This is a genomic window from Psychrobacter sp. DAB_AL32B (assembly GCF_002224105.1).
Lineage (GTDB): Bacteria > Pseudomonadota > Gammaproteobacteria > Pseudomonadales > Moraxellaceae > Psychrobacter.
Genome location: NZ_NEXU01000172.1, coordinates 1 through 337, shown reverse-complemented (window position 1 = coordinate 337; position 337 = coordinate 1). Strand labels below are relative to the sequence as shown.

Sequence of the window (337 nt, the reverse complement as noted above, 5' to 3'; positions counted from 1 at the left end):
ACACTAAACCTAAACAAAAATCCTCTCGGTTAGTGTTCGACAAACCAGCCAATCAAATGAGTGACTCTACCTTTAAACCAGAGGTGTCGCTAAAAGAAGCAAGGCTGGCACGTGATAGAGCTCAGGCACTACTCAGTGATGGTATTGATCCTACTGAACACAAAAGTCATGAAAAGAATAACTTTGAGAAAAAAGACTTATTTAGAGTAATTGCCAAGAGTTATATCAACGAAAAATCTAACACTACACCCAAGAATGTTCAAAAACTTCATAATTATTTAGATAAACACGTTGCGCCGCATATCGGTGACTACCCTATTACCTCTATCCCAGCACA

1 protein-coding gene is annotated in these 337 nt (G+C 38.6%); it reads left to right on the top strand.

Annotated features, from left to right (window positions below; translation table 11 throughout):
- Window positions 1-56 precede the first annotated feature (56 nt).
- Window positions 57-337, top strand: a 281-nt coding sequence (locus CAN34_RS13860; protein WP_368039516.1) for an integrase arm-type DNA-binding domain-containing protein, incomplete at its 3' end; no start/stop codon positions are given.